General features: G+C 36.6%; 23 protein-coding genes. 10 read left to right on the forward strand and 13 right to left on the reverse strand.

From position 1 onward, the window contains the following. Positions 1–40: 40 nt before the first annotated feature. The 11 genes from HEQ36_RS00185 to HEQ36_RS00235 form a co-directional block, all read right to left on the reverse strand. A complete protein-coding gene (locus HEQ36_RS00185) occupies positions 41–823 on the reverse strand; it encodes a HesA/MoeB/ThiF family protein (protein WP_039200998.1) in 783 nt (260 codons plus the stop codon). A 10-nt stretch (positions 824–833) separates the two neighbouring features. After that, the gene (nifW, locus tag HEQ36_RS00190; RefSeq protein WP_168636823.1) at positions 834–1,151 is read right to left on the reverse strand and encodes a nitrogenase-stabilizing/protective protein NifW; all 318 of its coding nucleotides are present in this window, start codon (positions 1,149–1,151) and stop codon (positions 834–836) included. Then, positions 1,148–1,348, reverse strand: coding sequence for a CCE_0567 family metalloprotein (locus HEQ36_RS00195; RefSeq protein ID WP_053540100.1), 201 nt, complete (start codon positions 1,346–1,348; stop codon positions 1,148–1,150). The genes nifW and HEQ36_RS00195 overlap by 4 nt, the downstream gene beginning before the upstream one ends. Positions 1,349–1,431: 83 nt before the next feature. Continuing rightward, positions 1,432–1,911: a NifX-associated nitrogen fixation protein gene (locus HEQ36_RS00200; protein WP_168637101.1), complete on the reverse strand. Its 480-nt coding sequence runs from the start codon at positions 1,909–1,911 to the stop codon at positions 1,432–1,434. Further along, positions 1,905–2,324: a nitrogen fixation protein NifX gene (gene nifX / locus HEQ36_RS00205; protein WP_015081330.1), complete on the reverse strand. Its 420-nt coding sequence runs from the start codon at positions 2,322–2,324 to the stop codon at positions 1,905–1,907. The genes HEQ36_RS00200 and nifX overlap by 7 nt, the downstream gene beginning before the upstream one ends. Before the next feature lie 125 nt (positions 2,325–2,449). Beyond that, on the reverse strand, positions 2,450–3,778 hold the full coding sequence (gene nifN, locus HEQ36_RS00210) for a nitrogenase iron-molybdenum cofactor biosynthesis protein NifN (RefSeq protein WP_168636824.1): 1,329 nt from the start codon (positions 3,776–3,778) through the stop codon (positions 2,450–2,452). A gap of 152 nt (positions 3,779–3,930) precedes the next feature. Further along, positions 3,931–5,298: a nitrogenase iron-molybdenum cofactor biosynthesis protein NifE gene (gene nifE, locus HEQ36_RS00215; RefSeq protein WP_039201003.1), complete on the reverse strand. Its 1,368-nt coding sequence runs from the start codon at positions 5,296–5,298 to the stop codon at positions 3,931–3,933. 1,000 nt (positions 5,299–6,298) lie between these two features. Continuing rightward, complete coding sequence (gene nifK, locus HEQ36_RS00220) at positions 6,299–7,834, reverse strand: nitrogenase molybdenum-iron protein subunit beta (RefSeq protein ID WP_039201005.1); 1,536 nt, start codon at positions 7,832–7,834, stop codon at positions 6,299–6,301. Between the two features lie 469 nt (positions 7,835–8,303). Next, a complete protein-coding gene (locus HEQ36_RS00225; protein WP_205748612.1) occupies positions 8,304–10,430 on the reverse strand; it encodes an effector-associated domain EAD1-containing protein in 2,127 nt (708 codons plus the stop codon). A 20-nt stretch (positions 10,431–10,450) separates the two neighbouring features. Beyond that, entirely contained in the window at positions 10,451–10,873 is a 423-nt protein-coding gene (locus tag HEQ36_RS00230; protein ID WP_168636825.1) for a hypothetical protein, read from the reverse strand. A gap of 14 nt (positions 10,874–10,887) precedes the next feature. Further along, entirely contained in the window at positions 10,888–11,928 is a 1,041-nt protein-coding gene (locus tag HEQ36_RS00235; RefSeq protein ID WP_168636826.1) for an effector-associated domain EAD1-containing protein, read from the reverse strand. Between the two features lie 594 nt (positions 11,929–12,522). Between HEQ36_RS00235 and HEQ36_RS00240 the strand changes: the two genes are divergently transcribed. Next, positions 12,523–13,824 (forward strand): site-specific integrase, encoded by a 1,302-nt coding sequence (locus HEQ36_RS00240; RefSeq protein ID WP_053540109.1) that lies wholly within the window; start codon positions 12,523–12,525, stop codon positions 13,822–13,824. Between the two features lie 145 nt (positions 13,825–13,969). Here the strand turns inward: HEQ36_RS00240 and HEQ36_RS00245 are convergent, their stop codons facing one another. Next, entirely contained in the window at positions 13,970–15,025 is a 1,056-nt protein-coding gene (locus tag HEQ36_RS00245; RefSeq protein ID WP_053540110.1) for a metallophosphoesterase, read from the reverse strand. A gap of 380 nt (positions 15,026–15,405) precedes the next feature. On the opposite strand from HEQ36_RS00245, the gene HEQ36_RS00250 reads away from it, so the two are divergent. The 8 genes from HEQ36_RS00250 to HEQ36_RS00285 all read left to right on the forward strand — a co-directional run bounded on the left by HEQ36_RS00250 (position 15,406) and on the right by HEQ36_RS00285 (position 19,660). Next, complete coding sequence (locus tag HEQ36_RS00250; protein WP_233455564.1) at positions 15,406–15,726, forward strand: type II toxin-antitoxin system HicB family antitoxin; 321 nt, start codon at positions 15,406–15,408, stop codon at positions 15,724–15,726. 59 nt (positions 15,727–15,785) lie between these two features. Continuing rightward, positions 15,786–16,055: a hypothetical protein gene (locus tag HEQ36_RS00255; protein WP_053540111.1), complete on the forward strand. Its 270-nt coding sequence runs from the start codon at positions 15,786–15,788 to the stop codon at positions 16,053–16,055. Between the two features lie 84 nt (positions 16,056–16,139). Further along, the gene (locus HEQ36_RS00260; protein ID WP_168636827.1) at positions 16,140–17,237 is read left to right on the forward strand and encodes a TerB family tellurite resistance protein; all 1,098 of its coding nucleotides are present in this window, start codon (positions 16,140–16,142) and stop codon (positions 17,235–17,237) included. An 88-nt stretch (positions 17,238–17,325) separates the two neighbouring features. Continuing rightward, positions 17,326–17,532, forward strand: a complete 207-nt coding sequence (locus HEQ36_RS00265) for a hypothetical protein (protein WP_053540113.1) — start codon at positions 17,326–17,328, stop codon at positions 17,530–17,532. A gap of 1 nt (position 17,533) precedes the next feature. After that, positions 17,534–17,959, forward strand: a complete 426-nt coding sequence (locus HEQ36_RS00270; RefSeq protein WP_053540114.1) for a hypothetical protein — start codon at positions 17,534–17,536, stop codon at positions 17,957–17,959. A 117-nt stretch (positions 17,960–18,076) separates the two neighbouring features. Continuing rightward, the gene (locus HEQ36_RS00275; RefSeq protein WP_053540115.1) at positions 18,077–18,301 is read left to right on the forward strand and encodes a hypothetical protein; all 225 of its coding nucleotides are present in this window, start codon (positions 18,077–18,079) and stop codon (positions 18,299–18,301) included. 11 nt (positions 18,302–18,312) lie between these two features. Further along, on the forward strand, positions 18,313–19,443 hold the full coding sequence (locus tag HEQ36_RS00280) for an AAA family ATPase (RefSeq protein WP_168636828.1): 1,131 nt from the start codon (positions 18,313–18,315) through the stop codon (positions 19,441–19,443). After that, entirely contained in the window at positions 19,436–19,660 is a 225-nt protein-coding gene (locus HEQ36_RS00285) for a hypothetical protein (RefSeq protein ID WP_053540117.1), read from the forward strand. Before HEQ36_RS00280 ends, HEQ36_RS00285 begins: the two co-directional genes overlap by 8 nt. Before the next feature lie 59 nt (positions 19,661–19,719). Here the strand turns inward: HEQ36_RS00285 and HEQ36_RS00290 are convergent, their stop codons facing one another. After that, complete coding sequence (locus tag HEQ36_RS00290) at positions 19,720–20,640, reverse strand: SDR family NAD(P)-dependent oxidoreductase (protein WP_053540118.1); 921 nt, start codon at positions 20,638–20,640, stop codon at positions 19,720–19,722. Between the two features lie 242 nt (positions 20,641–20,882). On the opposite strand from HEQ36_RS00290, the gene HEQ36_RS00295 reads away from it, so the two are divergent. Beyond that, positions 20,883–21,461, forward strand: a complete 579-nt coding sequence (locus tag HEQ36_RS00295; RefSeq protein ID WP_053540119.1) for a Uma2 family endonuclease — start codon at positions 20,883–20,885, stop codon at positions 21,459–21,461. The last annotated feature ends 34 nt before the right edge of the window (positions 21,462–21,495 follow it).

Raw genomic sequence — 21,495 nt, forward strand, 5'->3', positions numbered from 1 at the left:
ATATTCTGATTTGGAATGTGGATTTTGAAAAAGTGGTACTTTACACTGTTGCAGTTTGAGATTGGGAATATCTCCAAGGGGCAGTATTACCGCAGACTGGACAATTGCGATCGCGGTGAGAACGGCGTTTAGCAAATTCCATTCTGTTCAAGTCAATCGTCAGCAACTCTGACAACAGCGGTTGACTAAAACCAGTAATGAGTTTGACCGCTTCCAAAGCCGTCAAACAAGCCAAAGTCCCAGAAACCGCCCCCAGCACAGAAAACCCGCGCCGATCCCAATCAGGCTTTTCTGGAAACAGACAGGATAAACAAGGCGTAACACCAGGAATAATCGTGGTGAGATAAGCCTCCATTCCATCCATAGCCGCCTCTACCATTGGCTTACGCCAGCGCACACAGGCTTCATTTAACAAATTGCGTTCCGTGAAATTATGAGCGCAATCCAAAGCCATATCCGCCGACTGCACCAACTCATCCACATTTTCAGCGGTAATGTAATCATGAATTACATCCACTTGGACATCAGGATTGATGGCTTTGAGTGTTTCTTGGGCTTTAAATACTCTAGGTTTACCCACCCAGTCATCAGTCATCAAAACCTGACGATTCATATCATCCAGCCGCAAATCACCACCCCGGACTAGGATTAGCCGCCCAACGCCCGCTACTGCTAGGTAAAGCGCCGCCGTACCGCCTAATCCACCCACACCTGACACCAAAACAGTCGCTGACTTCAGGCGCTTTTGAGCTAATTCGCCAAAATTAGGAAGCATCATTTGGCGACTATAGCGTTCCAATTCGGTAGGCGTTAGGTTGATCACTTTTTAACTCCTAATCTGAGGTGATTTCTGTCAGGGTAACTACATTTTTCCGCTTATCATTAAACACCTTGAACAGCTTTTGTTCATGAGGTGTAGATTCTATAAACACCTGATAAGCTTGTTCCAAAGCTGTGCAATATTTCTCTAATCTTTCTTCATCACTTATCTGGGGATAAGTATCATCAATTTGACTCATGAACTGAGAAAACTTTTTCAAAATATGTAAACGATTTACGTTCACAAATTTTTGGTCGTAGAACAGATTAAAAAAGATAAAAAACTCTTCTGCATCTACGAGCTTTTTAAATTCATCAATATTGGTACTCATTTAGAATTCTCCATTTTTTTGAGTTGTTGCTTGAGTCCATCTAACTGACAGTAAATTTCATAAGTTTCCGCAGCAACATCCATCAGTTTGTGGTAGTCTGTGGGCAATCCTTCCGCTAAATCATGCAGATCCATTTTCATTTGACCTGCTTTGCTATTTAGCTTTTTAATCTTGTTGGTGATTTCCTCAATTGTCATATTTTTTGTCCTTTGTCAGTTGTCCTTTGTCAGTTGTTCGTTGTTCAAATACCACTGACAACTGACTACTGACCACTGACTAATTAAAGATTGCCAACTTCGGGGAAACGTTTGGCTAAATCAATACCTTTTTCGATAAACTTTGTGCCTTCTTCGTCTAATTTCTCGAAGGAATCAAAACCAAAACGATGGGCATCACGTAAAGTTTTTACCGCTAATAATAAGCGTCCAGAAAATATTAAAGCCCAGCCGAAACCCTCATGTCCTAGTTCAACAACGACGTTGGAAATGAGTCCAGTTTCCTTTTCAATACTGGCAGCTACAGCCCGAAAAAAGGCATTGATGCGAGAAATTGTAGCGGGATCAATTTCACCTTCCACGGAAATTTCCCGTTTCTTTTTTTTAGTAACAACATAGGGTTTGAGGATTAACTCATCAGTCCAACTCCGGTAAAAACCATAGCTATCTTGCGCCCGGATTTGTTGAACTAATGATTTATGGAAAGGAGTTAAAACCACCTCTGAATTGTTACCAGTTCCATTCACATCATTTATGCTCATAATGTTGCTTCGTTTTCAAGTTCTTCAGCAAAACTAAGTTTTTTCTGCCCTAAAGCTTTCCGTAACCAAGGTGGAGGATTACCCTTGAGAGTTTTGACTAATTTGTTGAGAATATCTTCAATTTTTTCCTCTTCAGATTTAGCCTTAACTGGAGTTACGCTCTTTTTAATTAAACGAGCGGCTGCACTACCACCAATAGCGACAACATAAACAATTGTGCAATCATTCAGTGCTTGAAGTTTAGGGGTAATTTTATCTTCATTACCATCTTCCTTCAAATCACCTTCAAACTTGAGAGTTTCGATAAATTCATATCCATTATCGGAAATTTCATAAACATCAATTTCCTTAGCCCAACCAAAGTGAGCATTAACATGAATTCGGTCAGTTGTCGTAAAAGCAATTTTCACTTTCATTTGTCCTTTGTTGGTTGTCAGTTGTCAGTTGTTGGTGGTCGGTTGTCATACTAATTATTCTGAATTAAGATGAACGAACCACAGAGGCACAGAGGACACAGAGATAGAAAAAATGGTATCAGGTGTTATTTCTTGATTACTGATGACCATTGGTTCATCATTGTTGATTCTTCGTGTTCTATGAATAGGTTTCCTATCCCAAAAAGAAGCTCGATAGTACCGCGATAGCCTACTTTGGTAAATAGACCGTTTCCTAATCGGTCATAGATGGGAATACCTAAACGATAGAGAGGAATTGAGAGACGTTTAGAGATGGTATTTACGTTGGAATTACCAATTAATAAATCAGAACCTAATGCCAACTTTTCAAAATCCTCTAAATCACCAATAGTGACATTATTGATAGGAAGTAGTTCAAGTAATGGGGAACGAGTTGTTGTCACAGCATTGTGAATTTCTGCTCCCATTGATTGCAAAAATCCAACTATAGTCCACAACAAATCTGGTTCTAAAGCTAAAGATACTCGTTTGGAACTAAAATAAAAGTGAGTATCTAACATTGCGTCTTGCAATTGCCGACGTTGACGACGATATTTTTCAGGAACGGGATTTCCACTTAATAAAGATAACTTTTGCAGAAATTGATCTACAGGTTCTAATCCTGTTAAATCTCTGAATACTTGATAACTTGTTCCAAAGCGTTCCTCTAAAATTTGCGCCGCCCCTAACATACTTTCACCTAATGCTAAGGTAAACGCCGAACTACCTAAAGAACGCAATTGTTTGAGGGTTGTACCACTAGCAGTTATAGGAGTATAACCATCTTCCAAATGTCCATCTAAAGAAGCTCCCAAATCAGGAACAAAGATTGGTTCTAAACCAAAAGCTGTGACAATTTCTCGAATTTCCAGCACATCTCCGGGAGTGAGCGCAGAACCAGCTAAAATTGTGATTTGTTCTGGTTTAATTCCCCCGGCTTTGGGAATTTCTTTAACTATACTTTCTACCGCAACTGCAAAACCGTCTTGCAATGCACCTTTAAAATCAGGAGTAGGAGCAAAAATAATGGCTAAATGATTAAGTTCAGGGTGACGTTCTCGAATTTCTTTCAAGAACATTTCTATATCATCACCTCTAGTTTCTGTTAACCCAGTGGTACACAAACCAATAATTTCTGGTTGTACCTTTTCCACCAAGGTGAGAATAGCTTGCTCCACATTTTCCTCACCACCCAAAATAGTAGTAACTTCCGTCATTGCAGTAGTAGCAAGAGGAATAGCTTCCCGAAAATGTCGAACCAAAACCACTTTTGCAAACGCCGTACAACCCTGAGAACCATGAAATAAAGGCATAGTTCCCTTCAAACCCAAAAAAGCCAAAGAAGCGCCTAAAGCCTGACTTTGTTTGAGGGGGTTTACAGTCACAGACTTTTCTGGAACAATTGCGATCGCCATAAATTAATCTTTGATAAATTATAAACTTCTGAACATCTAACAATCTTGTGGGATGGGCTTCTAGCCCGTCCAAGGGCAGGCAGGATGCCTACCCCACAAGAATTAACAAGATATTTCTTCCTTTGCGCCTGGAGCGTCTCTGCGTGAGACAATTACTCCCAAGGTGCTGGCTTCCGAATTTGCTCCCAAACGGGACTATATAAAGCCTCAGTCAACTCCCGCGCCATTTCCACCATACCCACATAACCAGCATAGGGATGATGACGTTCTTGGTTAATATCTAAAAAGGGAATTCTCGCTTTCAAAGCAGTATATTGATTTCTACCGCCAGCAATAAGCATATCTGCGTTAGTTTCTTGAATTAATTTCAGGAGTTCGGAAGCGTTTCCTTTCTCCAACATGATCCCATCATTACCCAACAAATTTTTGATTTTCGCTTTATCTTCTTCTGTACTTTTGCGCGTGCTAGTCGCCACAACTTCAATTCCCAAATCCTTCGCAGCGGAAATAATTGACCAACTTTTCACACCGCCAGTATAGAGAACAATACGCTTTCCTTTCAACTTGGCTCGATAGGGAGCAAGGGCAATATCCAAAGCCGCAGTTTCTTCAGCAATAAGTTTTTCTGTGCGTTCCTGTAAATCAGGATCACCTAATTTAGCAGCTACAGTTCGCAGACAACGATTAATATCTCTAATTCCATAAAATGACTCTTCAATGTAAGGAATTCCATAACGTTCCTCCATTTTTCGCGCCATATTTAAGAGCGCTCGTGAGCAGATCATCACATTTAATTTAGCCCGGTGAGCATAACGCACTTCTTCATAACGAGCATCACCAGTAATTTTCGATAAAACCCGAATTCCTAACTTTTCAAATAAACTTAAAACCCCCCACATTTCCCCAGCAATATTGTACTCACCGATGATATTAATATCATAGGGTGTAGTATATTCCGGTTCAGCAGTACCAACTACATATTCTAGTAAAGCCTCACCACCGAAGCGATTACCTAAGTTTTTGCTGCCAATAAATCCGGGAGCAATCACAGGAATTACCGGAGTTCCAGTTTTTTCGGCTGCTACCTTACAAACAGCATCAATATCATCACCAATTAAGGCTGTAACGCAGGTGGCGTAAACAAAAACTGCCGCAGGTTTGTAATTTTCATTAACTTCTAAAATCGCCTTATAAAGCTTTTTCTCACCACCAAAAATCACATCATTTTCACCCACATCGGTAGTAAAACCTGTTTTATAAAGCATTGGACCGGAAGACAAACTTCCACGACTTCCCCAGGAATTGCCAGCGCAAGCGATCGGACCATGTACCAAGTGAGCAGCATCAGTAATAGGAACTAAAGCAATCATCGCTCCATCAAAGGCACAACCACCTTGAGCCGCGCCAGGTTGGGCTTGTTGGGTACAAGATTTATTTTTCTTTTCTCCCTGTTTCTTTTGATTGTGTTCGCATCCTGATTCACTCAGAAGTTCGTTAATTTTGCTTTGGGTGACTTTCATTTTTATTCTCGTGCTAGATGGAGTTTACTACCATGACAAATCTTGCTTAAAGTTAATCATCAAGATGATGATTTTGACGAAAATATTTTAAATTAATAAAAATTATTTGTGGAACTATTTACAACATTATCTATTTCTGGGTTTGTGTCTCTACAGAAAAGATAATAGAAAGTTGCTGTAATAGAAAATAAGTGAGAAATATCTCACAAATAATTTAGGATTACCACAGGACATAATAAATATAATAATTCTAATTCCCCAAAAATAACCAAGTTTTTATACTTAGTTTGGATTGATTTCTAGATTTTCTGCAAAATCTGATTAACTTAATATTTACACAGATAAACTTTCAAAAAAGATATGTATTTATCTGTATTTTCTAGGTGTGGGATTTTCATAACATTTGGTTTTGCAAGAGAAAATAGAAAAATTGTCAGAATCAGGTGGTTATCGAGCGATAGCCTGCGTGGCGTAGCCATAGTCGAGTTGAAGAAGGAGTCAGGAGTCAGTAGCCAGGAGTCAGAATCAATCAGTCGAGGATTCAAACCTGCGACTGATTAAAGACCACCAAATCTACGATTTGGTGGGGGTCTTAGAGACTTCCAAATAAAAAAATGTCCCAAAACTGATGCAAAAATTCTCTCTCTGTGTACTCTGTGCCTCTGTGGTTCGTTTCTTGGGATAATTTATTTCTTGGAAGTCTCTTAAACCCAGTTATTCATCCGCCACTCGCACAGAATTCATTCTGAATTCTGACTCGGTGACTCCTGAATTCTGTTCGATGATGTCCATGATTAAAGGATGAACAGGATGAAAAGGGGGATTTTATCACCAATTACCAGGAACTTATTTGAAAATTCATCCGTCAAGTAGATCAAAGGAACAAAGAGCTTATGCTAGGAATTAGAGATAGGGGATAGGATTTTAGGTAAATTACCTAAGTCCCGATCCCCTTTGTTTATTGTCGAGGGTGGGGTTTCCCCATCCTTACAGACATTTCTTAACGAATTAAGTCGTAGGAAATATCGGTCTTACCAGCAACATTGGTGGTGCGGTCAATTTCTTCAAAGACTGTGTTAACAATCCAGTTCAACAGGTTGATTATGCCTTTGTAACCAACGGTTGCATAACGGTGGTAGTGGTGACGATCCATGATAGGATAACCAATTCTGACTAAAGGTACACCACAATCGCGCCACAGGTACTTACCGTAGGAGTTACCAATCAATAGGTCTACGGGTTCTGTGAACAACAAGGAGCGTAAGTGCCACAAGTCTTTACCACCCCAGATTTTAGCGGACTTACCGAAGGCACTAGAATCTAACAATGCTTGCAATTCTTTCTCGAATACTTCGTTGGTGTTGTGAACCAAGATATGTACTGGTTCAGCGCCCATTTCTAACATGAAACCAACTACGCTATAAACTAGGTCAGGATCACCGTAGATAGCGAAACGCTTACCATGTAACCAAGCATGGGAGTCGGTCATTGCGTCAACTGCACGACCACGTTCGATTTCTAATTCTTCAGGAATAGCCTTACCAGTCATTTGGCTGAGTTTCATCAAGAACTCGTCAGTTCCCTGGATACCCCAAGGACGAGAAACACTAACGTCTTGTTTCCATTCCTTAGCAATGTATTCACGGGTCTTGGTGGTGGAGTAAGCTTGAAGAGCAATGGTAGCTTTAGCGTTGATGGAATCTGCTGCATCTTCTAGCTTAGTACCACCTGGATACATATTGTATTCACCATCACAAGGTGAATCAACATAATCACTGTTGTCAGATAACAAGGTGTAGTCAATACCCATTAAAGAAGCAATCCGCTTAATTTCGCGGTTGTTTTCTACGTAGGTATCAAAACCAGGAATGAAGTTGATTTTACCGTTGCTCTTGGCTTTCTTCTTACCTTCTGTCAAGGTAGAAAGAATTCCCTTCATCATGTTGTCGTAACCAGTGATGTGAGAACCAACGAAGCTAGGTGTGTGAGCAAAAGGGACTGGGAAATCTTGAGGAACAGAACCAGCTTCCTTAGCATTACCGATAAATGACTGTAAGTCATCACCGATAACTTCTGCCATACAGGTGGTGCAAACAGCGATCATTTTTGGCTTGTACAAGCTGTAGGAGTTAGCCAAACCATCAATCATGTTTTGTAAACCACCGAACACAGCAGCGTCTTCTGTCATGGAAGAAGAAACACCAGCAAATGGTTCTTTGTAGTGACGGGTTAAGTGGGTACGGAAGTAAGCTACGCAACCTTGAGAACCTTGAACGAAGGGAAGAGTACCTTCAAAACCCACAGCCGCAAACATAGCGCCTAAAGGTTGACAACCCTTAGCTGGGTTAACGGTTAAAGCTGTCCGTTCAAAGTTCTTTTCACGGTATTCCCAGCTTTTCGTCCATTCGGAAACCCGTTGTACTTCTTCAGGGGTGTGACCGTTTTCAAACTGTTTCTTGTTTTCAAACAGTTGTTGGTATTCTGGCTGGTGGAATAGCTCAACGTGGTCCTGAATCTTCTTTGGATCTTGAGGCATTTCTATATCTCCAAGCTTGCTGTGTATGATGTTTGCGATCGGTGGAGAGTGGGGAATGTGCCTCAAAATTCAGAATGCAAAATCCAGAACTTTGAATTTTTAATTTTGAATCTTGACTTCCCAACTCTCCTGGGGTAAAACCCCAGACTATCTTTTGTTCCCTAGACGGAAGCCTTAGCTTTAGCCTTAGCTTGAGCTTTCTTGTTCCAGGGAGCGCCGATTAATCCCCAGGTTGGGCTGTTGAGCGCCAAATCCATGTCCCGAGCGAAAATTGCGAATCCGTCGTAACCGTGATAAGGGCCGGAGTATTTATTTTGATGGTTTAATGGTTTTTAATTTTGTCTGAATCAGGATATCCAGGATTTGAGGATTTACAGGATATACACCCGGGTTTCATCTAAGTTATGTATATATCTAGTCAAGATTAATAATTTAGGATAGTAAGTACGGAAGAACCTTTTTTATAAAATCAGCGTGTGTCTATTTTATTAAAATGTTTTTGTAGTAATGGATGAATAAACCGATAACATCCGCCGTCTCTCTGTAAAAACCTTTGTTTAGTGGCATAATTTAGAAATCTAATATAATGCCAAGGCATATCTCCTTGAAAAGCAATAATGAGACGCAGGGTAAAATGCTGAATGCAAGCTAGTATTCCACCAAATAACCCACCAAACAACACTCCGACTAATCCTCCAACTAATGCAAGATGTATCGGCAAAAATTTATCAGCCTCTTGTATATTTCCTGAACTCCCAAAGTTGCCTATCAGTCCAAATAGTCCCATAAATAGTCCTAATAAGAGACCAGATATTAAGGCAATAAATAGACCATTTTTTGCCGAATTTTTAATACCCTGATTAACTATTGTTCTTTCTTCTATCTGTAGCTCAATACCTCGTAAATTACGTAAAAACTTATCAAACATTACATTAAGAGGAATTACAAAACCAAAAATTCCTTTTCCTAAAGACCAACTTACTGATATCAAATTATAAATTTTTTCAGAATTAATATTAGTAATGTTACTAATAGAAGAAATCAATGCACCTATGATTCTATCTTTTAATCCTGCTAATCTAACGGCATCTCCTATTTCTATCCAGGGTATTTTAATAGTTTCAACTGGTTTTATTTCTGTATTTAACAAACTAGTTATCAGTCCTATTATTATACTTATGAGGATACTTAATACTATCAAAAGAGGATTATTTACTGGATAATAGATAGATTTACAAAAGAAAATATATATTAATAAAAACAAGAAAATAATTATTCCAATCACTAATCCAACTATAATATGATATATTCTTTTTTTATTACTTGTTATTAACCAATCGTCAGGTTGAATTTTTTCAATTAATAAATAATTGCTAGATTCATTTTTAAACTTTATAGCTAAATTTTTAAGCCATATTTTTGCTTTTCTACTTGTAATTTGTTGATAATCTTCTAATCTTGTTTCTAATCTTGTTATATAATAATCAAATAAAATTCCTTTATCATTAGGAAAACGTGTCCATATTTCTATAATTGATTCTTTTTCAGGAATGTTTAACATCATAAATAAAAATAGGGGTTTTTCTATTAACTCTAAGATGTGGTTTTTATCTTGAATAATTTTCCATAATTTGGAATGACCTATGGCTACCAGATAGTGATTAATTTGTACTTTAGTTAAAGGATGTAAATAAATTGCTCCATTTAATTTAAGCTGAGGATTGTTTTTATATCCACCTTCGGTACTGCATACAACCAAGTAATCTATTAGAGGTTGTGTCATCGACATAAAATCATTAATAGCTTTTACACATTTATACTGTCGAGATCTATCTAGTTGATCTAGATCATCTAACAATGGTAGAAGTTGACGATTTTTGAGTAAATTAAATGCACTTTCATCGGAAATAGCATAGGACTTTACCAATTCACTTACTAGCCATTTTTCCATCTTTTGGTTATCCCAAGATGAAAGACTAAATATCACTGGAATAGGTGTATTTGAATCATTTTTAGCTTTATCAACTAAAGATTTATTTAATTCTAGTAAAGTTGTAGTTTTACCAGAGCCATGCTCACCGAGAATTAGTAAACGACCTGAGTGCTTCCAAAAAACTTCTATAATATTTTGCTCACAAGCTGGATAAGGATTATTCCTATTTGATGGAATATAATCCATATTTTTTGGCCTAATTAAATCGGGCTTTAATTGTTTTAATAGATTAATCAGTTTACCATCGGGAAAATATGGATCAAGGAAAGGATCAACTGTGTTACTTATCGTGTTTAGTAGCGTTTCCCGATTATTTGAAACTATTGTTTGGTTACTACTTACAATTTCTTTCCGAATATCTTGTAAACTTAGATTTCCAGGGTTTTCTTCATACGCAGAGGTAATTAAATCTTGAATCCATCCCCTAGCAATTGCTACCTTTACTAAATTAAAAACAATCTCTTCTAAATTAGCCCCTCCAGCAATTGTATCTAAATTTTTATCCAATGAATTTGATAACATTTGTTCTAGTAAGAATTTATTTGGAAAAGCATCAATTAAAGCTTTTCGTAGTTTTTTCTGTTGTTTATTTGATAACTTCATAATTCAATCTCCAGATAAAATTAATTTTTCTTACTCTCTTCAACAGGATTAATCAAAGGAATAGTTAAATTATACAAAATCAACAAAATTGATCCATAAACAGGATTATAAAAACTCAAAGAATCAAAAGGTTTTCCTAAAGCAAATACCCAAACAATAAAAGCTATAGTAGAAATGATCGTTTGTTTAATTGCTAGAGGCTTTTTAGATTCAAAAGTTTGATTGAGAATATAAAGAGCAGTTAGTCCAGTAAAGATAATGAATAAAATCCATAATATAGTATTTGTGGGTATGTTACTAGCACCTCTAATTAGTCCTATAATTGCAATCCAACCACCGACAATTTCAGTGGGAATATACTTAATTAATTTATCAAAATAGCCGTCTAATTTTGCTTCTTCGCCTTTAGCTTGTAGTTGACTGGTAATAATTCTCCGTCCCATATTAACTCCTTAAATTAATTTAAAAAATCTTTAATTTCTTGATAAATACTAGCAAATAAAATACCCTCTCTAATTGAGCCAAAAGTTTTCGCTTTTTGGGCATGATGTAAAGCTACTAAATACCAATTTTCATCGAAACAAGGTGAACCACTTGATCCTACGGCCGTTTTATTCACATATTGAACTAAACCGCTATTTTGATAAACTCCGGTAATACCATCTTGACTAACTGATAATTTCATTGAGTCTCCTTCAGGATGTTGTAGGACACTGATTCCCATCTTTTCCATAGGTAATTTTTGACCATCCCAACGAGCAGGTTTAATGTCTGTTGCTTGAGTAATTTTCGATTCTACTTGTAATAAAACATAATCTAAATCTTCTGTTTTACTAGAGCATAAGATTGGGTTTTCTCTATCTAATTGAAAAGATTTACCTTGTGTTTCTAAACCATTATCTGAAGTTAAGCAGCCAAATTTTAAAATGGCATTTAAAGCATTATTTTCTAGGTTATCTTCTTCACTATATTTTAAAACATGATAATTAGTTAAGACTTTATTAGGAGTAATTAAAACTCCTGTTCCCATGATGTTACGATAGAGAATTTCAATACGACAAACTGAAGATGATTGGGCGATCGCTCCTTTTAAAAATCCCACATCCCAATAATCTGGTTGAGGTTGTAGCCAACTTTGGAGTTGAATTTCATCGGTTTCTCCACGCCAGTTAATATCGGGTCCAAAGTCTGGTTTCTTGATGGCAGAATCTACAATAAACCTTTTCTTGATAACCATAGACTCATAAAATTCTTTGAGTTCAGGATTACCCGGATTAGTTTCATAAGCTGCTATAATTAGACGCGAGATTTTGCCTCTAGGAATTGCCCATTTTGTCACTAGATTAAATACTAACTGGGTGAGATTGCCACCTCCAGCGATCGCCTCTAAATTTTCTGCTAATTCAAACTGAACCATCATTGCTAAATCCTCTTGAGTGGGATAAGCACTAATGATGGCATTCACTAATTTTTTTAACTCAGTACCAGATAGATTCATAGGATTAAAGCATCTTATACTACAAAATCCTCCCCAGACAGATTTTAGCATAACCTGGGTACAGTGATTTGTGATACTTGTGATTCCATTATTAATTCTTAATATTATATTGCCGATGCCTACCCAATTTATTTAGGAGGATGTTTTAAAAGTTTTCGGCGATTAGAAATCGGGAGTTGCTGAATTGAGGTATAAAATTCCCAAATTGAACCTTTAAAACTCTTACCTTTGCGTCTTTGCGCCTTTGCGCCTTTGCGTGAGACTAAAATTCATACCCTTAATCAGCAACGCCAAATCGCTACTACACAAACAAAGTCCACCGGCGTGGAGTAATGAAAAATCAAGACTTTTGAACCCAAGTTTGCGTAGCGTTCCGAAGGAATAGGTGGGTTTCGTCACTATTTAATTTCGCTATGTTTGCAGTGAGCAATGTCAGCGATAAACTATGTTTGCAATTAACTGATTTATTTTTACTCTAAATATAGTCTGAAAGATTCAGAATAAGTCTCACGCAAAGGAAAAATTAAATTTCTCTGTGCCTCTGCGTCTCTGCGTGAAATAAATTCATATTCTTAATCAGCAACGCCAAGGATTATGAAAGAACAGCTACTATGGGAATTGGAACAGGTAAATCTGCGTTTGAAGTCTGCAAAAACCAGAGTAACAATTCGGGAATCAAACGGATGTCTGCAATTACGGGCAACTTTACCCATTAAACCGGGAGATGAGGATACAAGGGGAACGGGAAGAAAACAATACAATATCACTTTGAATATTCCTGCTAACTTTGATGGACTGAAAACTGCTGAAGAGGAAGCTTATGAATTAGGAAAGTTAATTGCTAGAAAAAGTTTTATTTGGAATGATAAATATTTGGGAAATGAGACAATTAAAAAGGAGTTAATAACTATTGGTGAGTTATTGGCAAGGTTTGAGGAGGAATATTTTAAAACCCATAAACGCACGAATAAAAGTGAACATACTTTTTTCTATTATTTTTCTCGAATTAAGCGTTATACAAATGCTGATGATTTGGCAATTGGGGAAGTTTTGATTAATGCGATTGATAAGATAGATAAGGAATGGGCTAAATATAATGCGGTGAGGGCTATTTCTGTATTTTGCCAACTTTTTAAAATAGAGATTAATTTAACTAATTATTCTAAAGTTCCTGAAAGTAATTCCCGCAATGTTCCTACAGATAAGGACATAGTTACGGGATTTTACAAGTTTGATGAATATCTAAATAATCGAGGTAAACAAGTTAATCAAGATGTGAAAGATAGTTGGCAACTTTGGCGTTGGACTTATGGAATGTTGGCGGTTTTTGGTTTACGTCCCAGAGAACTTTTTGTTAATCCTCATATTGATTGGTGGTTAAGTGATGAAAATCTAGATTTAACTTGGAAGGTTGATAAAAATTGTAAAACTGGTGAAAGAGAAGCCTTGCCTTTATATAAAGAATGGATTGATGAATTTGATTTAAGAAATCCTAAATATTTGGAAATGTTGGCGATCGCAATTAGTAAAAAAGACCAAAATAATCATGCAGAAATCACGGCTTTAATCCAAAGGGTGAGTTGGTGGTTTAGAAAAATTGGATTAGATTTTAAACCCTATGATTTACGTCATGGTTGGGCAATTCGAGCGCATATTTTGGGAGTTCCTATTAAGGCTGCGGCGGATAATTTGGGTCATAGTGTGCAGATTCATACGAAAACTTATCAACGTTGGTTTTCTTTAGATATGCGGAAGTTGGCAATTAATCAGGCTTTGAGTAAACGGAATGAGGTGGAGTTGATTAAGGATGAAAATACAGGGTTGAAAATGGAGAATGAACGGTTGAAGATTGAGGTGGAGAAGTTGAGGATGGAAATGGTTTATAAACGGAGTTAAGTTTGGTTAATTAAGAATCTCATTTTTGTGTGATGTGGTTTCATTTTTTGGCGTTGCTGAAACTAAACCAGCAACACCAAAAATAATTATATGATGTGCGATCGCTGTGTTTTTAACACATATCGCATCATCAATTAATCACCTATTATCTACTGTAATCACAGATTTGAGGAGGTTCTTTACCTGATAACAGTCCGGTAACTTCAAAAGGTTTGCTAGAATTGCTAGGATCAAAAGAGATTAAAGAAGCATCAATCACTTTAAAATCACCAGGTGCATTCAAGCGCCATAATTTCGGAGTTTTACCTACAGGAAAGGGTTGATCATAACAGTAAGCATTAGTATCACCGTGAACCAATAACACTGGTTTATCTAAATTTGCCGCCAATGTCTGCAATTGTTCACAGAATCCTTTATACGCATGATTATTTAAACATCTGCTGAAAACATCATTCGTGCTGCCATCAGGAGCAAAAGGATCTAATTGAGTCGCTACAACTACAGCCGATGTATCGCTATCTTTTGCCATTTCAAAAGCATGATTAAGCCAAATAGCATTCTCTTTATCCCGTTCATCAACTAATTGATTAACTTTGATAGGATCATCAAGAAGTATCTCAGTGCGTCCATTGTCAGTGCTGACGATATGTTGTGTTACAAAACGGACACCTTTATACCACCAAGTTTCATTTTCAGGTAAAGTGGCTTGTTCTTCATATCGCCATTCAGGATTGAGGGTTTTAGGTTTACTAAAGAACACCTTTCTAATTGCGTCTAGTCTTTCCAACTCTGATTTTCTAACAGTTAGACCTTCCCGATCGCAATCAGTCCAATCATTATCTCCTGGTGTAAAAAACACAGGTTTAACTATATCGGTTTTCCAAAATGTCTTATTCTTCTCCAACCAAGTATCATAACAAGTATCCTGGGGACGACCAAGATCACCCAAATGAATCACAAAGGATATATCTTCACGTTGGCGGAATTTAGGCGCAATATCTTGGATCAAAACTTGCTCATCAGTTCTACCATCTGCTAACTTTGCGAAATAAGGTATATCACCATAGGCTGCAAAAGTTACTTTTTCAGCAGCGGCCAAACTTTCAGAATTTATACCAGTTACGAAAACTGATAAAAATACCAAAATACTTGCAGCCAACTTAAGTATCAGGGGATGCTGAGAATTTAAGATTGTTTTCATTGACCAGATGTTGTAAAAACTAAGTTTATCAGTATTTTACTATGTCTGATCATTCACTACAACACTACGGAATATTAAATATCTATAAAGATATTTCAGAATTAACTGCCATTACCTAAAGATTAGACCTCTCCAGAAATTAGGTTTTCAGCTAGACAGATTCAGAGTTTCAGATTCTTTTTCAGAGATGTCTATTAGAGTCTTTCAGAGCATCTTAGCGCGAAATTTTCATGAAAGCACACTTTAATAAACTCAAAATAGTTGTAATTGTAGTTGTTATAATCAAAACAAAATGACAGGTGGTTGAAAATGGAGAATGAACGGTTGAAGATTGAGGTAGAGAAGTTGAGGATGGAAATGGTTTATAAACGGAGTTAAGTTTGATTAACCAAGAATATTATTTTTGTGAGGTGTGGTATAACTGGTCAATGAAGAATTATCTCAACCACCTAGCCGAAAAAATGCTATCTTTAGAATATTATTTGTCTTTAAAATATCCCATGTCTATTTATCCAGAAGAGGACGGAGGATATACAGTGATGATTCCTGACTTACCAGGTTGTATGATTCAGGGAGACAATTTAGAAGAAGCAATAGAAAATATTAATGAAGCGCGAGAGTTATGGATAGAAACTGTTTATTGTAGTGGTAAACAACAAATTCCTTTACCTTCTAAACTAATTTCTATAATTAATTCGTGAACAACCATCAAAAATTTTATCCAAACTGCTGACAACATAATCAACCAGGAGATCAGTCTATGGAAAGTATGAAAATTAAAACACACATTGGTAATGATAAAATTCTCAAAGTTGAACTTCCTGATGAATTTGCCAATGAAGAGTTAGAAATAGTAATTGTATTTCAACGTATTGCAGAAAAATCATTACAATCTGCAAGTAAAACACCAGAAGAATTAGGATATTCTCGTAGATTTTTGGAAGAAGTGATAGGTAGTTGGGAAGGTGAGCCGCTTGAACTTCCAGAACAGCTTCATTTTGAAGAACGGGAGGAAATTCAAGGTTTATAAATTTGCTACTATCAAATCTTGACACTGAGTAAAATTATACTGTAGAATTATCCTAAATCAAATTGAATGGGAATTGCTATATACATGATCAACCAACAAAATACCAGTAATAAAGTTATTCAAGAACGACAAAACAAAGTTAGTGAAAAAATCATCGCTTCATTTGATATAGTTGCACAAGATAGAAGTAATTATTTTACTAAAAATCCTTATCAAGATCAAAGACCTTCCATAGAATCAGCTAATTCAATTGTTAATGGTTATGCAAAACGGAATGGAGGGATATCAGTAGCAGCTAATTTAGTACCAGCAGGTCCATTGGGAATATTAGCAGTTGCTCCAGAAATTATCACAGTCATGCGAAACCAAATTGCCATGATTTATGATGTGGGTGTAGCTTATGATAAGCAGCAATATTTAAACAAGGAACTATTAGCTGGTGTCTTGATTTCTTCATTGGGTACAGGATTAATTACCCCCGGCATCAATGCAGTAGCAAATAGAGTTATTATTGCTCAAGGTAGTAAAATTATCACTAGAAAATTAACCCCGTCCATATTTAAACGTATAGTTCATCAATTGACAGGAAATGTAGTCAACAGTGCAACGAAATCAATTGTTAGTAAATATTTACCTGGAGTTGGTGCTACTGCTATGGGTTTATGGTCAGCCTATTCAACTAAACAAGTAGGTAATAAGGCTATTCAAATATTTGAAAAAGAAATTGAGATATTAGATGAGACTGAATCATTAAATGAATGTAGCATTGAATATACTGATAATCTTTTTCCTACATCTGACATAGAAGCAAATAATATAACAGGAGAAAGACTAGAATTATTAAAGATTAAAACCCTGATTAATTTAATGAAAGTTGATGGTAGTGTTGAGCCTCAAGAAAAAGAATATCTCAAGACGATTATTACCAATGCTAATTTAACATCGGCAGAAATTCAGGAAATCAAAAATTTATTATCCTCTCAGAGAATAGAAGTAGATTATTCATTAATAGCTAAATATCCCGATGATCCCGATGATGCTTTAGGTTTATTAATTGATTTGATCGCACTTGCAAAGCGTGATGGAGATTTTCACATAACGGAAAAAATGTACATTAAGCAAGTGGGAAAGTTAATGGGATTTTCTGAGGTAGATGTTGCAGAACTGATGTTAGCTTATTAAAACTTCAGTAAAATGGTTTAATTTATCTCCTATTTTTAGAGAGTATGTTAGAATAAATCCCTGATCAGAAAAATTAAAACTACAAATCATGAACGCCATAGAACTATTTCCCACCCTGCGAAATCTAAATCGTGCCGACAAACTAAAAGTAATGCAGTTTCTAGTTTCCGAATTATCTAGGGATGAAGAACCATCATTAGAACAGGGAGCAACCTATTCTATTTTATCACCGCTTAATTCCCATGCCGCCGCACATCAACTTGCCCAACTACTAGAAGCCGACGAACAAAAGTAAAATGACTAAAACTCAAAGATTTTCCTTTACAGAGGGATATGATACCTTTGGTGTTCCTGATGCTCTACCAAAGTTACCATTAACACTTACTTATCGTAACTCATCAGTAGACGTTTCCGGTTTATTGGATACTGGCGCAAGTGTTAACGTTCTGCCATACAGTGTAGGTATCCAGCTAGGTGCAATTTGGGAGGAACAAACTACTTCTGTGATATTGGCTGGCAATTTAGCACCAGTAGAGGCAAGAGGTTTACTGGTATCTGCCCAGATTGGATCATTTGAGCCTGTTCGCTTAGTTTTTGCGTGGTGCTTATCTGATGATGTACCTTTATTATTAGGGCGTATGAACTTCTTTTTAGAGTTTGATGTGTGTTTTTACCGTGCAGATTTGGCTTTTGAGGTACATTCAAGAAAAGGGCGTTGCTGAATTGAGGTATGAAATTCCCAAATTGAACCTTTAAAACTCAAACCTCAGTGCGTCTTTGCGCCTTTGCGTGAGACTAAAATTCATACCCTTAATCAGCAACGCCTCAAGAAAAGAATAATGCAAACCTTAAACATCAATCAAACTATCACTGCTTGGTCATCCATTGCTGAAAATGTTTTTGTCCCTCACACAGAAGCAGAATATGAATACTTGGTTAATATACTTGATACTCTCATTGATCAAGTTGGTGAAGATGAAACCCATCCTCTTGCATCGCTTATGGAAGTTATTGGTGCATTAATTGAAAACTATGAAAATGAACATATTCCTGAGTTATTGTGATCTATAAAAATATGCTAGAAAAACTAATTCTTCATAATTTCAAAAGCCATAAATCTACAGAACTCAATTTCGATAGTTCCCGATTACATGGACTCGTAGGAAAAAATAGTGCAGGTAAAACAAGTGTGTTACAAGCATTGCATAATCTAAGTAAACTTGTCAATTCTCAATTATTCATAACAACATTTATAAATGAAAATTCACCTCAATTTCTTACAAAAATTGGGGAAAAATATATGTCTTTGACTGCAAGTGGTTTTTGGAAAGATCCAAATCAAGATATTTGGGAAATCTCCTATAGCTGGAAGCAGGATAATAGTAAACGTTGGATTCCAAAAACATCATGGAAAATATGTGAAAATGAAGATAGTTTTGAAAAAGAAACATACATTACATACCCTCATATATTTCGTGAATATTTACCACCTATTGTTTACCTAAAATTAGTGGCCAACAATCTTGCAAAACCAGCTTACAGTGATGAAGTCACACCAAGAGTTGAATTTGACGGATCAGGATTAGCACCTACCTTAGATTTTCTCCGTGATGAAGCCCCAGATAAATTTCAATTAATAGAAGAAAAGCTGACTCGAATTGTCCCAAATGTCCGCAAAGTTGGCATAAAACGAGCAAAAGTTCCAGTCATTCGTCAGCGATTAATCGAAGTTAACGGTAAACCTATTTCCTATGAAGAAACTCAGGAAATGACAGGACAAGAAATTGTGCTAGATATGAATACAGGTGAACGTATTCCAGCCCATGCAATTAGCGATGGAACAATGTTAACGTTAGGATTATTAACTGTATTAATGAATCCTAATCAACCTAATTTAGTTTTATTAGATGATGTGGAACAGGGACTTCATCCTCAAGCACAACGTGAGTTAATGACAGTTTTCAAAGAAATCATTGCCGAAAATCCCAACCTGCAAATTATTTTTTCTACTCATTCCCCTTATATTATTGATGCACTTGCTCCTTCTCAAGTCCACATATTAAATAATAGTAAATCAGGTTTCACAGTTTCCAAACGTTTAGATGAATATCCTGATGTAGAATGGGCAAAAGAAACCTTAACAACAGGTGAATTTTGGGATGCTGAAGGTGAAGATTGCGTGGTAGAAGGAGAAGTCAGTGATTGAGTTTATTGTCATAGTTGAAAGTGGTGCAGATTCCAGAACAGCTACTAAATTAGCCGAGCGAGTTTTACAAGAAAAATTTGATTGGTTAGATGATGATATTCTGCAACATTGTTTTCAGTGGAGTGGGTTAGTGTGTCTGAGTGAAAACTATTATAGACCTGAGAGCGATCGCTTCGCTCGCCGTAGGCATCGCACGGCAAGCTTCACAATGGCGTAAAAGATGGCTCGAATTTAGGTTAATGGTAGACATTGCCCATTTTCTTATTTGCCTGGGTTTTATGCCTTTTTATTCAATTCAAATTTCACGCCGGTGAGTTGTTCTGATACAACCCATAGTTTTTGAGCGATCGCTCGATCTTTGGATAACTGATTTGATTCCACCTTGACTGGATAGCCACTTATCTCCATAAATCCATTGGGACCGAAATATTCCGTCCCTTTCAAACCTTCTTCAATTGCCGCCCGCAGAGTTGGTAATGCGCCCATTGTGATATCTTGAGCAAAGATACCATTGAGATATTTCATCACATCACCCGCCGTTCTCTGCAATTCAGTTGCAGTCCAACCCGGATGTGAAGCAGTTACAAGGGTGTTTATCCCTTGCTCTTTTAGTTTCCGGTCGAGTTCGTAGGTAAAATAAAGATTAGCAAGTTTGCTATCACCGTAAGCCGTCCATTGGGCATAATTTCTCTTTTCCCAATTCAAATCATCGAAATCTAGTTTGCCAAAATTATGTGCGCCGCTGGAAACATTGACAATTCGTGAACCTTGCGTGCTAATCAAAAGTTTTAAAAGTTGTCCCGTCAAAGCAAAATGTCCGAGATGATTAGTTCCAAATTGTAATTCAAAACCATCTTTTGTTTTTGAATACGGCGGAATCATCACACCCGCATTATTAATCAATAAATCCAAACGTGAATAATTTTTCTGAAAGTTTTCTGCGAAATTTTTAACCGATGCTAAATTCGCCAAATCAAGTTCCATTACCCGAACATCAGCATCTTTATTCTGTTGAATAATTTTCGCCAACGCCTTATTTCCTTTATCCAAATTACGAACCGCAATGATCACCGATGCTTGTTTATTAGCTAAAACCCGCGCCGTTTCATAACCGATACCGCTACTTGAACCTGTGACAATTACTATTCTGCCTTTTTGACTGAGAATATTTTCTGTGTTCCATTTTTCATTTTTCATCATCATAAGATAGTTAAATTAACTAATTTACACAAATAACCGTCACATTCAACTTAGTGAAAATATTTAATTTTTCAGCTTTGTTTAAGGCAACTTTATCTAAGTATAATATCCTAAACTCATTTTAAACCACTATCTGCGCCGCAAAATGTGAAAAGAATCTTAATAATTTATCGAAACTTACCTGAAAATAACTCTAATTGTAGTTGCTATAATCAAAACAAACTTAGAAAAATCCTCATATGATAGCCATTCCTCAACAACCGCAAAAAATGACCATTGAAGAATATCTTGCATGGGAACTTGACCAGGATATTCGCTATGAATATATCAATGGCGAAGTCTTTGCCATGACTGGTGGTACAATTCCCCATAATGATCTTGCTCTCAATCTTTACAGAAACCTATATCCACATCTGCGTCCTAGAGGTTGTCGAGTCAATGTATCAGATGTGAAAGTGCAAGTTACCCCTAAAAGCCCATACTTCTATCCTGATCTTATCGTTAGTTGTCACCCTGATGACCTTAATGCCCGCAAATTTATTCAAAACCCTAAATTGATTGTTGAAGTTCTTTCTCCTGGTACAAGTAATAAAGATAGAGGAGAAAAATTCAGATATTATTTAACAATGCCTAGTTTACAAGAATACATCTTGATTGATTCCGAAAAAATATCTGTTGAACGTTACTGTCGAGGAGAAGGAAGAATGTGGCTTTACTATCCCTACACTACTGGAGACATCATCACTTTATCAAGTATTGAATTTGAATTTCCCATAGAAATACTTTATGATGGTGTAGGATTGGAAATAGAAACGTAAAAATATATTTCCAACATAAGTTTGATAAATGTCA

Origin of the sequence: Anabaena sp. 54, assembly GCF_017355725.1 — a bacterium.
Lineage (GTDB): Bacteria > Cyanobacteriota > Cyanobacteriia > Cyanobacteriales > Nostocaceae > Dolichospermum > Dolichospermum heterosporum.

What these genes read in the sequence shown, in the direction of transcription:
- nifW (WP_168636823.1), bottom strand. Translation starts at nt 1,151, where the DNA reads ATGAGTACCAATATTGATGAATTTAAAAAGCTCGTAGATGCAGAAGAG.
- HEQ36_RS00195 (WP_053540100.1), bottom strand. Translation starts at nt 1,348, where the DNA reads ATGACAATTGAGGAAATCACCAACAAGATTAAAAAGCTAAATAGCAAA.
- nifX (WP_015081330.1), bottom strand. Translation starts at nt 2,324, where the DNA reads ATGAAAGTGAAAATTGCTTTTACGACAACTGACCGAATTCATGTTAAT.
- nifN (WP_168636824.1), bottom strand. Translation starts at nt 3,778, where the DNA reads ATGGCGATCGCAATTGTTCCAGAAAAGTCTGTGACTGTAAACCCCCTC.
- nifE (WP_039201003.1), bottom strand. Translation starts at nt 5,298, where the DNA reads ATGAAAGTCACCCAAAGCAAAATTAACGAACTTCTGAGTGAATCAGGA.
- nifK (WP_039201005.1), bottom strand. Translation starts at nt 7,834, where the DNA reads ATGCCTCAAGATCCAAAGAAGATTCAGGACCACGTTGAGCTATTCCAC.
- HEQ36_RS00225 (WP_205748612.1), bottom strand. Translation starts at nt 10,430, where the DNA reads ATGAAGTTATCAAATAAACAACAGAAAAAACTACGAAAAGCTTTAATT.
- HEQ36_RS00230 (WP_168636825.1), bottom strand. Translation starts at nt 10,873, where the DNA reads ATGGGACGGAGAATTATTACCAGTCAACTACAAGCTAAAGGCGAAGAA.
- HEQ36_RS00235 (WP_168636826.1), bottom strand. Translation starts at nt 11,928, where the DNA reads ATGAATCTATCTGGTACTGAGTTAAAAAAATTAGTGAATGCCATCATT.
- HEQ36_RS00240 (WP_053540109.1), top strand. Translation starts at nt 12,523, where the DNA reads ATGAAAGAACAGCTACTATGGGAATTGGAACAGGTAAATCTGCGTTTG.
- HEQ36_RS00245 (WP_053540110.1), bottom strand. Translation starts at nt 15,025, where the DNA reads ATGAAAACAATCTTAAATTCTCAGCATCCCCTGATACTTAAGTTGGCT.
- HEQ36_RS00255 (WP_053540111.1), top strand. Translation starts at nt 15,786, where the DNA reads ATGGAAAGTATGAAAATTAAAACACACATTGGTAATGATAAAATTCTC.
- HEQ36_RS00260 (WP_168636827.1), top strand. Translation starts at nt 16,140, where the DNA reads ATGATCAACCAACAAAATACCAGTAATAAAGTTATTCAAGAACGACAA.
- HEQ36_RS00265 (WP_053540113.1), top strand. Translation starts at nt 17,326, where the DNA reads ATGAACGCCATAGAACTATTTCCCACCCTGCGAAATCTAAATCGTGCC.
- HEQ36_RS00270 (WP_053540114.1), top strand. Translation starts at nt 17,534, where the DNA reads ATGACTAAAACTCAAAGATTTTCCTTTACAGAGGGATATGATACCTTT.
- HEQ36_RS00275 (WP_053540115.1), top strand. Translation starts at nt 18,077, where the DNA reads ATGCAAACCTTAAACATCAATCAAACTATCACTGCTTGGTCATCCATT.
- HEQ36_RS00280 (WP_168636828.1), top strand. Translation starts at nt 18,313, where the DNA reads ATGCTAGAAAAACTAATTCTTCATAATTTCAAAAGCCATAAATCTACA.
- HEQ36_RS00290 (WP_053540118.1), bottom strand. Translation starts at nt 20,640, where the DNA reads ATGAAAAATGAAAAATGGAACACAGAAAATATTCTCAGTCAAAAAGGC.
- HEQ36_RS00295 (WP_053540119.1), top strand. Translation starts at nt 20,883, where the DNA reads ATGATAGCCATTCCTCAACAACCGCAAAAAATGACCATTGAAGAATAT.